Below are 11,441 nucleotides of genomic sequence, written 5' to 3'. Positions count from 1 at the left end.
AGGTACCTCTCCAACTTTTTTAGTTTAAGTAGTCGGTAGGTTCCACTTCATTCCACTCGATTTTCTCTCTCTTCATTGCTTCTCTATCTTCACTATTTAAATCGTCCATATCGATGATTTTCCAATCATCTCCTTCTTTGTTTATCACAAAGTTGACATAAGAATCTTCATCACTTCCGCCACTAAATACATCTTCTGTAAATGTTCCTTTTGGAAATCTCACAATAACAACGCGGCGTGTGTCGGACTGTGGTTGTTTAGGATTATCGGCTATAAAATAGGGAGTACTTATTCCATTGAACATTTGTTTCTGAATAAAACTGAGGGCTTCACTGGTGTTTTCTGGGTCTGCTGGGCTATTATCATAATTAGCAGATACAACAGATACTATTTTTTGATATCGTTCCTCTGCGGTTGGCTTTTCAGATTTAGCAAAAAATGCATTTATATACGTAGCACTTGCTTTTTGGGCGTCATCTAGACCTCCGAAACAACCTGTAGTAAGAAGAAAGACGGAAAATAACAAAGTCAGCATAAGTCCAAATTTCAACCGTTTTTTCATTGGTACACCTCATGTTTTTAATTTTGTCACTTTTTTATTATATAGGAATGCAAATACAAACAAAACCACTTTGTGTTTTATCACAAACTGGTTTTGTAATTTCAATAAAATGGTAAAAAAGTTGGAGTAATCATATCCTGACGAGAAGTTTTCCTATATTTTCACCAGAAAATAGACCTTCAAATGCTTTTGGGGTATTTTCAAAACCTTCTACTATATGTTCTTTATATTTAAGTTTGTTATCTTTGATCCATTTACTCAAAGTCTCTAATGCATATGGAAAATGTGATTCATATTGCATATATGCAAAACCTTGGATAAGAGCATTATTTTTGACTAGGAACATGCCAATCCTCGGACCTAATTCAGGTTTCTCCAGGTTGTATTGAGATATTTGTCCACTGATGGGTATTCGTGCACCAGAATTAATAAGTGGCATAACAGCATCAGAAATATTTCCCCCAACATTGTCAAAGTACACATCAATCCCATTAGGAGCAACTTGCTGTAAACTTGATTTCAAATTAGTTGTGGCTTGGTAATTAATCGTTCCATCAAAACGGAGCTCATTCTTTAGGTAACAATTTTTTTTATTTGAACCAGCAATCCCAATTACTCGTGCCCCATGTATTTTGGCAATTTGACCAGCAAGCATTCCAACTGATCCAGCAGCTCCAGATATGACTACGGTTTCGCCTGCTTTTGGTTTTCCAATTTCTATCATTCCAAAGTATGCAGTTAAACCAGCAATTCCCAGAACTCCAAGTGCTGTTGAAATAGGAGCTAATTCAGCATTTAATTTGGTTATTTGATTATCTTCCACATTTGCGTATGTCTGCCAGCCCCAATGACCTGAAACATAATCGCCTTTTTGAAATAGATCGCTATTGGTTTCTACTACTTCTCCAACAGCTCCGCCACCAAATACTTCGCCTAGTGGTGCGGGAGGTCCTACAAATTTTTCCTTTCGCATCGTATTACGCAAATAAGGATCAACAGATAAGTAATGGGTTTTTACTGTTACTTCTTTGTTTGTTATAGGCTGGAGTGATTCTTCGGTAAATTCAAAATTTGTTTTATACGGTTTTCCTGTTGGTCTATTCATTAGTATAATTTTTCGATTTGTTATCATGGTTAATCTCTCCTTCATGTTTTCATGCAGAGTTATTTGATATACCATACATGTAACATTGCATAATTTGTTTTCTACTGTGAAGTATAAAATGCTTATGATCATAATGTAAGAAGGCAAATGAACTGGATAAAATCCATTTATTTTGAATAACTTATTTTTTGTAAGGAGGTTTGGGTTTTGAGAACCTTAGAGGAAGAAGAACTAAATCCTCCAATTTGTGAAGTATTGCAAATTCTTCGTGCAAAGTGGACACACTCGGTGTTTGTGGAACTCTACAAGGGCCCCAAAAGGTTTAAACAGCTGCAAAGAATCGTACCATTTATCAAAACACAGTCTTTAACAGATGTACTTAGACACTTAGAGCAATTTGGTATTGTTGAACGTAAAGTATTTCCTACTGTACCAATAACCGTAGAATATTCCTTATCAGAAAAAGGGATGGATTTTCAAAACGTTTTACAAGGAATGGACGAGTGGGCATCAAAGTGGAGACAATAATCGTGAAGTATCAAAGGTGCAGATAAAGCGAAACCGTTTTTACACAGACTCAGCCACTGAGCTGGCCCCAGTTCGTTTTTCATTAATTTTGGAAAGTTTATGAATAACGGGATCGATTAAGGATTACTTAGAAATAACTTGAGATTGCGTTTGAACTCAAGTTATCTTTTATTTTTCAAAAAAAAGGAAATTGCAGAATAGATAACAGTGATGAAACATATATGCTCCCACACAAAGTGTTCGTTTTGGATACAGTTAATTTACATTTAGGAAACAGAGTGGATGTTTTTATGAAACAAATTATCAATAAAATAAATGAAAATAAGGCGGGAAATCAATTTCCGCTTTCCTCTTCTTTAGGAGATGCTTAAATATGGGTAGTATTAACCACCAGGGTCGCGAGAACCGTAAGGGAAATCTACCGAATACGAAGAAGAAGCCTCAGCAGACCCCGTCTCAGAAGGCGTTGACAGATGCAGCGCTTGGAAAAAAGAAAGGAAGCTAACTCCTGAGTGAAGGGGCACCATGTGACCTGCTGACAACTTTGGATGTCGGCAGGTCGCTCTACTTTACGCTCAAAAGGAGATTTTTTTACAGTATCTGAAAATGATGCTCTGAAGTTATTTTATTCATTTCCTTTTTCATTTTCCGATAGTATATTTCTTTTCGTTTAGTGAATATAGACATGTATACACAAAGGATTTAAAATGTCTTTATGTCAAATTTACACAAAAAAACGACTCTGCTATCAAACAGAGTCGTTCTTCTTATTTTGCAACCGTTTTATGGATATAAGCAATCGTGCCGTCCGCAAGGCGTATTTTATGGAATTCTCCTACCATACCTAGTTTGGTTATTGTCGTTCCTCGGTTTGCCTTTGCAACAACTGGAGCTTTCATCGACGCAGTTGCACGAATGTTAGCAACACTTGCTGTTACGGTGACTACCCATTTTTTTGCTACCAAGTGACTGAGATAAGCAATCTTGCCATTTGCTGTTTTTACTTGATACCATTCTCCGTTATCAGCGAGCAAAGTATAACGTGAACCTTTTTTTGCTTTTTCGATCACATTGGAAGAAAGACTTGGAGATTGTCGAACGTTTGCCTTATCAACTGTTACTTCGGCATAACCAGAAGCAGATTTAAAGGTAAGCCCAGTGCTGAGATCTCCATTGTAGATAAATCCTAGGCGGCCATTTGCTAGTTTTACTTGGGTGTAATTGCCAGAAACTCCAGTACGGGTTAGTGCTTTATTTTTAGCAACAGCGGTTATTTTAAAGGAACCAGTGGATGGACCAGTCCAAGCATAAGTATCTTTTACCGTTTTCACAGATCCAGTGGACGGCTTTAAACCGACACTCATATCTCCGCGCCAGATACCATTACTTGTCCCCGTGTGAATCCAAACGGGTACACCTTCATAGATCAGATCGTAGAGTTCTGTTACTTGATTACTTAGCATACGAATACAACCATTTGAAGCGTACGTTCCAATAGACTTAGGATTGTTTGTTCCGTGAATCCCATAAGATCTACCGTTATCTCCATTGACACTGATTCCATTCCAACGAGGGCCTAATGGATTGTCAGGACCCGGTGGAACATTCTTCCAACTAGGGTTTTTGATTTTCACTACAAGGGGAAAAGTTCCTTCAGGAGTTAATTCTTTGGTTTTTCCTGTTGCAACACGGTATTTTTTTATTACTTTGCCGTTCTCATACAGATATAAATAGTTGGTTGTTTTATTTACCTCAATTTGTTTGGTGACAGGGGCTGCAAATGATTCTTTTGGTAATCCTATAAAGGACATTACCATGGCGAAAGCAACCAAAATACCGATGATTCTAAACTTTCTCAAATTAAATTCCCTCCAAATCTAACTCGCCTTCATTCCACATGAAGGTACTCTCATCATACCGAATTTTTTATCTATTTGGAGTGGATAAATGTTAAAAATTAACTAACTTTGGTGATGTTTTTATGGGGAAGATAAGATAAGTTGGATTTTCATTTGAAAACGAAATTCAGCTTGATAAGTTTTCTTTACTCTATTTCTATACTCATTTAAGATAGAAGAATTAAAGCGTTTTTTGAAAGGGAATGAAGCGATATGTATCAACTTATCTTATTTGATGTAGATGGAGTCATATTGAGTGAAGAACGCTGCTTTGACGCATCAGCGCTAGCGGTTTGGGAGTTGCTGTACGGTCCTCATTTTTTACATCTTACAAACAATCAATATTCCACAACACCAAAGGAAGAAACAATTCGATCCATCCGTAAGCAAGTTTTTCAAGATGATAAGATTCTAGATTGGATGAAGGATCGAGGAATCAATGCCAATTGGGATATGGTATACCTTGTTTTTACCACACAATTAATGATGCTGCTCGAAAAACTGGACGCTTCATTTGCGAGAGACTGGCTTTCTCAGCCGATCACAGAACAATCTCTCTTAGAATTAAAAAAACATACATATGGATTGAAACCGGATTTCTCTATCTTTACTTCTATATTTGACGAATCACAAGGGGAGTTAAATCGAGATCAATTGTTGGTATACTTCAATCAATTTGTAAAAAGACAATATGGAATTGATGTAGATTATTTCTCACGAATCAGCTCTCTTTGGGAGTTAGGAAGTTCTGTTTATCAAGAATGGTATTTTGGCGAAGACCTGTTCCGGCAAGAAGAAGGTTACGCGCGAACAAAAGGGAAAAAGGGTTTCTTATTTCAAGAGATAGCTTTGGCTCCTATCGAAGAGCTTCAGCAATTATTCGCTGATCTACAGGCACAAAACATAACGCTCGGGATCGGTACGGGAAGACCTCTTTTAGAAATGGAAGTACCGCTTCGTGAAATGAAGTTGTTGCCTTATTTTGCTGAAAATCGAATAGTAACAGCCTCAGATGTGGTATTAGCTGAGAATACGTACCCAGAGGAAGCTCCGCTTGGGAAACCACATCCTTTTACTTATGTATTGGGATATCTCGGAGAAAAGACAACAGATAATCTTGCTTTGCAGCTTGCTCTTCCAATTGAAAATGGGGACAAAGTATTAGTAGTGGGAGACTCTGTTGCCGATTTTCTAGCTGCACGTAAAATGGGCTGCCGGTTCGCCGCGACATTAACAGGACTTACCGGACAAGCTGCACGTGCAAAATTTGAAGAGCTTGGAGCAGACTATATTTTAGACGATGTAAGGCAACTAAGATCGTTGATAACGGGTTGACTAAAAGAAGTTTTTTTTCGCATAATAGAAGAGAAAGAATACTAGCAACTTACTTTTTGGAGGGAATTAGAATGCCAAAATATGAACTACCTGCACTTCCATATGCTTTTGATGCCTTGGAACCTCATATTGATGCATTGACGATGGAAATCCACCATGACCGTCACCACGCTACATATGTTAACAACTTAAATGCAGCATTAGAAGGACAAGATGTTGCAGATCAATCCATTGAAGAATTAGTTGCTAATTTAGATAAACTGCCAGAAGGAATTCGCACTGCTGTTCGTAATAATGGTGGTGGACATGCAAACCACAGCTTCTTCTGGCAAATTCTAAGCCCAAATGGTGGCGGAGCGCCAACTGGTGAGATTGCACAAGCGATTGACGACACATTTGGTAGCTTTGATGAATTAAAAGCACAATTTGCTGATGCAGCTGTTAAGCGTTTTGGTAGTGGTTGGGCTTGGCTTGTTGTCAAAGATGGCAAGTTAGCCGTTACTTCTACTGCAAACCAAGACAGCCCGCTTACAGATGGAGCCACACCAGTACTCGGCTTAGATGTTTGGGAGCATGCATATTACCTCAACTATCAAAACAAGCGTCCTGACTACATCAGTGCTTTCTGGAATGTAGTAAACTGGGATGAAGTAAACAACCGTTATCAAGCAGCAAAGTAAAAATGCTTACAAAAAAGTAGCCATTTATTTGGCTGCTTTTTTTGGCAGATAAGAAATAATAAATTTTATCAATCGATAATTTTTCTCTATTTAAGACATGGTTAGGAAAATGCGGATTTGCAACGCTAAGCCGATTTTCGAGACGATTCCTTTGTAAATAGTTCTTGCATTCCATTCATGGCTTCTCCTTTAATTCATCATAGCAGTATCAAGTATTTGCAACAGACTGACTAAATAGCCGGGACTATATTTATTTAATTTGATACCTTTTTAACAAAACATGATGTAAACATTTGGAAACGAAAAGAGAATAAAATTGAACAAGCTTCTTTATAATTCCCTTAATTTGTAAATGAACTTTTCCTTACGGTACCCAATAAGTAAATTGTATGTTCAGACACATTTTAGACATGTTTAAACCGACTATTGTACGCCAAGTAGTTGGTTGTTTTTATTGCCTTTACATCTTTTTTAGAAGAAGAGAGTTTTTTTTACATTGTTTGGAGGTTAATTCATTCTACTTGTGCCTACATCCCAGACTTCAACAGGTTGACTATTTTTAAAACGGAATTTCTCTATTATCGTTGAGGTTCCATGTGAAGCCCTGGTAAGGCCCTAGGCAAGAAGATCTGAGACAAGAAGTACGAGAAGAAGAAGGACTATCTACCTTTCTCCACTCTCCACTGTGACACCTGTGTTCTTAGTTTTAAAGGACACCTATTGGTCCGTCGTTTTCACATCAAAACTTACTCAACTGCTGACGAGGATCGATGTGTTTGGCTGTTGTGTATTCTTTCTTTTAATCTAGAACTGTAAAATGGGATGCCCTCTGTGCAATTTAGCTACACAAAGGGCTATCGACGGTATTTTTCTTTTTTACCACCGCCGGGTGAAATGCAGGGTAACTCCTAGCAGTACACCGGCAAACGAATGCCGGCGCTCCTGTTTATCCGCTTCACTTGGCTGAAGCAGACGAAATTGCTTAGCACTGAAGATACCGATCGGCACGAGTACCAGTATCGTCAGCCACATCCAACGGGTGCCTATGACTGACTCAACCATACCAATCGGTGCGATCAACAGTAGCCCAGGTTTGTGGGCTAGCGAGTGTATATTTTGCACTAGGATCTTCTGCTTCTCTGGTACATGCACCAGAAGCACTCGGTTGATGACAACTCCCTGGAAAGACGCACCAATCCAAAGAATCAACAGCGCTAGTGCCAGGACGACCGGTGACTTGGTAACCCAGAATAGCACTGGACAGACGCTTATCAAGCCAAATCCCGTTTGAACGATCAGGCTATTCCAACATGGAGCCAACTTAGACCCAGCTTGTTGCCTAGCATGCTTCCTACAACCAATCCGCAGACGGTGATCAGTGGGATCATCACAAACGTGGGAAGATACCGTTGCAAGTACGTATTCACAGCCACCAGCATTGCCCAAGCTGGAGCGTAAATCATCGCTAGACGGGTAAAGAGCCCGCTGAGCGAAACCGGTTGTACAGAAACCTTGATCGTGGATGCTTTGGGCTTTGGGAATGTTAGTTCCTTTGGAAAGCGGTATGTGCCCAACGTCAAGAGAGCGAATACTACCATCGCACCAAGCACCGTAGAAAACCAGGCTAGGTGAGAACTATCGTTTGTTCCCAACTGCCAAAACGTCACGAAATAGAATGAGGAGCCTAACAAAATGCAGAGATTGTTACGGCGAGATTGCTCCTCACCAATTGCCTGCTCAAAGTTGGTTTTGCTCCCCTTTTGCCAGATTCCCCAGTGAAAGAAATCGAGACAAACTTGGAACAAGATCGCTGCACAAATACCTGTCATGGCACGCAAGCTGATCAGTAGCCACAGCACAGGTACTTGAAACACGATCAAATAGCCTGTCCCCAGCATCGCGGCGAGCAATGCCCAGGCAGATGTGATACATAGGTAACTTGGTCGGGAAGTGCCATATAGTCAGTGGAATCAACACCACCATGCCGAGCAATGTGCCTGCCTCAAAGGAGAACTCGATCCAATGTAGCTTGTCACCCCAACCTGCTTGCTCCAACACCCTTGAGAAGGGGTATAGGTAGTATGCATTCACGATCACTGCATAGAGCAACGACAACGTCAAGCAGAAGAGCCATGTGGATTTTTTTTGTATAGCCATGATTCCTCATATTTTTGTAGCTTGCGTGTGGGCATCTTTATTATATCAGAGGAAATAGCTTTCTTTTATCAGATCTAAAACCAGCAAACCGTGCGACAAAGCTCAATTCGCCTAAACAGTGATAGAAATGAGTCTTTTCTTCTGGTAGACCATCAGAAAAACACTGCTTAGCTTGATATCTAAGTAACGTTACCTCTATTTGTCAAATCCAATTGTTGGACGGAAAACTTTGCCGGTAGTTTGCATGTAATGATCCCCTTATAATGGGACGAGTGTTCCGAATCCCATTGGCAAAACAAGAAAGAGGAGGACATCACGCATGTTTATTACCAAATATGTACTTGTTTTTTCATCACTATTTAGTTTTATTTATGTGCCGACACAATTACAACCATCACATTCGGCATATTCTACTATAGATATGAAAAGGGAAAAGACGTTACAAGTAAGGGATGCACAACTGCGTCTAAAGAAATTAGGTTTTTATCGTAAGCCAATCAATCGTGTTGATGATGACTATACACGAAATAGTATTGCACAGTTTCAAACAATTCATCGTTTGCCTATCAATGGGATTCTGAATCAGGATACAAGAACGAAACTCCATCAACTAACCACTGCCAAACAAGGAAAACCAACTCCGTCAACTTCAAAAATGAATTCCCAAAAGGTACAACCAAAAAAGACAAAGACCCATCAATTAAAAGCAACAAATGCAACATCGGAAGAAGTACGACTTCTAGCGAAAGCTGTTCATAGTGAAGCTCGTGGGGAGAAATTTTCGGGGAAAGTAGCAGTTTCAGCAGTTATTTTAAATCGAACAGAAACGAAGGGATTTCCACGTACGATCAAGGGAGTTATTTATGAGCCAAAAGCATTTACTGCAGTCAGTGATGGGCAATTTGCTTTGAAACCAAGCAAAGAAGCATATAAAGCCGCTCGTGAAGCACTTCGTGGTGTTGATCCAACGAAGGGAGCTACCTTTTACTTTAACCCAGAGATAGCTACTTCCGGTTGGATGTTTGATGAAGCAAAGAAGCATAAAACAGTGAAAATCGGTAAACATGTATTCTTTAAAGAGTAACAAAAAGAGCAGATATTAGGTGATCTGCTCTTTTTTATTTTTCACTCAAGGAATTCATTTTTTAAATGGAAAAATTCCTAATTGGAATAGGGAAATCAATTGACAAGTCTGCTGGACTAAAATAAAGTTTGAAGTAGAAATATTTTTAAAATATAAATAAATGAAGAGGAGGGACTGGTGTGAAGAGAAAACTTTCTTTGTTTGTATCCGTATACATGCTCCTTTCTTATCTATTGATAGTTAGTCCTAGTGCTTTATTCGCCAAAGAGTCAAGTGGAGTGAATGTGGTTTCCTCTGAAGCAGGTATAACCATTAAACATGAATATATAAATGGAAAACACCAAGTAAGCGGAACGATCAAAAATGGTAAAAAAGTAAAAGGCGATTGGATGATTGGTATCGGCCCAAAGGATTCGGAAGCGTTTGAAGACTTTCTATATACCAAAAAAAATGTAACGAATTTATCCCTTTCCTATACATTTGATAAAGCCTTAGAACCAGGAGAATATGTTGCCTTTGTTAAATTCACGGGTATGGTAGATGGAAAACTTTATGATGAAAAAGACGGAAAAACGAACGCACTTTTTGCCAGCGTACCTGTAACTTCTAAGTCGGCTGACAATCCTACAAATCCAGTTCTAACCATCAAGCATGAAGACGGTGGTGGAAAGCTCAAAGTAAGTGCTACGATCAAACAGGCTGAGAAAGTGAAAGGTACTTGGCTGATTGGCGTTGGTTCAAAAGATACGGAAGCGATAGAAGGATTTCGATACTCCAAAAAAAATGCAACGGATTTATCTGTCTCCTATACCTTTGACAAACACCTAAAACCAGGGGAGTATATTGCCTTCGCTAAATTCAAAGGTATTGTGGATGGGAAAAAGAGTGCATTGTCTGCTAGCATACTTGTCACGATAAAATCGCCTGATAATCCCGTAAAACCAGTTTTAACCGCAGAATATAAAGATGTGAATGGAAAGCACAAAGTAAGTGGCACAATCAAACAGGCTAAGAAAGTGAAGGGTACTTGGTTGATCGGTATAGGTTCAAAAAATGCCAAAGCAGTAGAAGGATTTCAATACATCAAAGAAAATGCAACAGCTTTATCCCTATCCCATACGTTCGATAACCAACTTAAAGCAGGAGAGTATGTTGCCTTTGTGAAATTCGTGGGCGTTGTGGATGAGAAAGTTTATGGCGAAAATAATGCCTTGTTTGCCAGCACACCTGTTGTGATAAAATCGGTTGAAAACCCCGTAAAGCCAGTTTTAACCATGAAACATCAGTATGTAAATGGAAAACACAAAGTAAATGCAACGATCAAACAGGCTAAGAAAGTGAAAGGTACTTGGTTGATCGGTATAGGTTCCAAAAATGCCAAAGCAATAGAAGGATTTCAATACATCAAAGAAAATGCAACAGCTTTATCTCTATCCCATACGTTCGATAAACAACTTAAAGCAGGAGAGTATGTTGCCTTTGTGAAATTCGTGGGCGTTGTGGATGAGAAAGTTTATGGCGAAAATAATGCCTTATTTGCCAGCACACCTGTTGTGATAAAATCGGTTGAAAACCCCGTAAAGCCAGTTTTAACCATGAAACATCAGTATGTAAATGGAAAACACAAAGTAAGTGCAACGATCAAACAAGCTAAGAAAGTGAAAGGTGCGTGGTTGATTGGTATAGGTTCCAAAAATGCCAAGGTGATAGAAGGATTTCAATACATCAAAGAAAATGCAACAGCTTTATCCCTATCCCATACGTTCGATAAACAACTTAAAGCAGGACAGTATATTGCTTTTGTGCAGTTTATAGGTGTTGTGGATGGAAAAGTTTATGAAAAAAACAATCCGTTATCTTCTAGCACTTCATTTGAAGTGAAGCCAATACCAAATACATCTATTGCAGGCGGGGTCTTGCCTAAAACAGCGACAAACTATATCTCTGCTATCGGCGGTGGTGTTGTTTTACTACTAGTTGGTACAGGTATTTTACTCTACCGCCGTGGTGCCTCTAGGTCCAGATAAGTTTGCGTTGGAGCAGTTAGTCAAAGATAAATGTATTCTTTTCTTTATGTAAGAAAAACGGCTTT

General features: G+C 39.1%; 10 protein-coding genes. 5 read left to right on the top strand and 5 right to left on the bottom strand.

Annotated features, from left to right (window positions below; all coding sequences use genetic code 11):
- Nucleotides 1-19 precede the first annotated feature (19 nt).
- Nucleotides 20-562 carry a hypothetical protein gene (locus GSM42_RS08800; protein ID WP_160801180.1) on the bottom strand — a complete coding sequence of 181 codons (543 nt, stop codon included), beginning with the start codon at nucleotides 560-562 and terminating at the stop codon, nucleotides 20-22.
- A gap of 130 nt (nucleotides 563-692) precedes the next feature.
- Nucleotides 693-1,694, bottom strand: a complete 1,002-nt coding sequence (locus tag GSM42_RS08795) for an NADP-dependent oxidoreductase (RefSeq protein WP_160801179.1) — start codon at nucleotides 1,692-1,694, stop codon at nucleotides 693-695.
- A 180-nt stretch (nucleotides 1,695-1,874) separates the two neighbouring features.
- Here GSM42_RS08795 and GSM42_RS08790 point away from each other — a divergent pair, with 180 nt between their 5' ends.
- The gene (locus GSM42_RS08790) at nucleotides 1,875-2,195 is read left to right on the top strand and encodes a winged helix-turn-helix transcriptional regulator (protein WP_160801178.1); all 321 of its coding nucleotides are present in this window, start codon (nucleotides 1,875-1,877) and stop codon (nucleotides 2,193-2,195) included.
- A gap of 767 nt (nucleotides 2,196-2,962) precedes the next feature.
- Here GSM42_RS08790 and GSM42_RS08785 read toward each other — a convergent pair.
- Entirely contained in the window at nucleotides 2,963-4,054 is a 1,092-nt protein-coding gene (locus GSM42_RS08785; protein WP_160801177.1) for a L,D-transpeptidase family protein, read from the bottom strand.
- A 252-nt stretch (nucleotides 4,055-4,306) separates the two neighbouring features.
- Here GSM42_RS08785 and GSM42_RS08780 point away from each other — a divergent pair, with 252 nt between their 5' ends.
- Together GSM42_RS08780 and GSM42_RS08775 are read left to right on the top strand one after the other, a co-directional pair.
- Nucleotides 4,307-5,428 carry an HAD family hydrolase gene (locus tag GSM42_RS08780; RefSeq protein WP_160801176.1) on the top strand — a complete coding sequence of 374 codons (1,122 nt, stop codon included), beginning with the start codon at nucleotides 4,307-4,309 and terminating at the stop codon, nucleotides 5,426-5,428.
- Between the two features lie 71 nt (nucleotides 5,429-5,499).
- Nucleotides 5,500-6,108, top strand: a complete 609-nt coding sequence (locus tag GSM42_RS08775; RefSeq protein WP_160801175.1) for a superoxide dismutase — start codon at nucleotides 5,500-5,502, stop codon at nucleotides 6,106-6,108.
- A gap of 1,295 nt (nucleotides 6,109-7,403) precedes the next feature.
- Here GSM42_RS08775 and GSM42_RS08770 read toward each other — a convergent pair.
- Both GSM42_RS08770 and GSM42_RS08765 read right to left on the bottom strand, forming a co-directional pair.
- Nucleotides 7,404-7,706, bottom strand: a complete 303-nt coding sequence (locus tag GSM42_RS08770; protein WP_160801174.1) for a hypothetical protein — start codon at nucleotides 7,704-7,706, stop codon at nucleotides 7,404-7,406.
- A 139-nt stretch (nucleotides 7,707-7,845) separates the two neighbouring features.
- Nucleotides 7,846-8,265: a hypothetical protein gene (locus tag GSM42_RS08765; protein ID WP_160801173.1), complete on the bottom strand. Its 420-nt coding sequence runs from the start codon at nucleotides 8,263-8,265 to the stop codon at nucleotides 7,846-7,848.
- A gap of 319 nt (nucleotides 8,266-8,584) precedes the next feature.
- On the opposite strand from GSM42_RS08765, the gene GSM42_RS08760 reads away from it, so the two are divergent.
- Nucleotides 8,585-9,349, top strand: coding sequence for a cell wall hydrolase (locus GSM42_RS08760; protein ID WP_160801172.1), 765 nt, complete (start codon nucleotides 8,585-8,587; stop codon nucleotides 9,347-9,349).
- 179 nt (nucleotides 9,350-9,528) lie between these two features.
- Nucleotides 9,529-11,376: a hypothetical protein gene (locus GSM42_RS08755; protein WP_160801171.1), complete on the top strand. Its 1,848-nt coding sequence runs from the start codon at nucleotides 9,529-9,531 to the stop codon at nucleotides 11,374-11,376.
- Nucleotides 11,377-11,441: the final 65 nt, after the last annotated feature.

The sequence above is a fragment of the Shimazuella alba genome (genome assembly GCF_009831235.1).
Taxonomy (GTDB): domain Bacteria; phylum Bacillota; class Bacilli; order Thermoactinomycetales; family Thermoactinomycetaceae; genus Shimazuella; species Shimazuella alba.
This window is presented reverse-complemented; position numbering and strand designations above follow the sequence as displayed.

Excerpts from the sequence above, each read along its gene's own strand:
- GSM42_RS08780 (WP_160801176.1), top strand. The coding sequence starts at position 4,307 with ATGTATCAACTTATCTTATTTGATGTAGATGGAGTCATATTGAGTGAA.
- GSM42_RS08775 (WP_160801175.1), top strand. The coding sequence starts at position 5,500 with ATGCCAAAATATGAACTACCTGCACTTCCATATGCTTTTGATGCCTTG.
- GSM42_RS08760 (WP_160801172.1), top strand. The coding sequence starts at position 8,585 with ATGTTTATTACCAAATATGTACTTGTTTTTTCATCACTATTTAGTTTT.
- GSM42_RS08795 (WP_160801179.1), bottom strand. The coding sequence starts at position 1,694 with ATGATAACAAATCGAAAAATTATACTAATGAATAGACCAACAGGAAAA.
- GSM42_RS08800 (WP_160801180.1), bottom strand. The coding sequence starts at position 562 with ATGAAAAAACGGTTGAAATTTGGACTTATGCTGACTTTGTTATTTTCC.
- GSM42_RS08765 (WP_160801173.1), bottom strand. The coding sequence starts at position 8,265 with ATGGCTATACAAAAAAAATCCACATGGCTCTTCTGCTTGACGTTGTCG.
- GSM42_RS08770 (WP_160801174.1), bottom strand. The coding sequence starts at position 7,706 with ATGGTAGTATTCGCTCTCTTGACGTTGGGCACATACCGCTTTCCAAAG.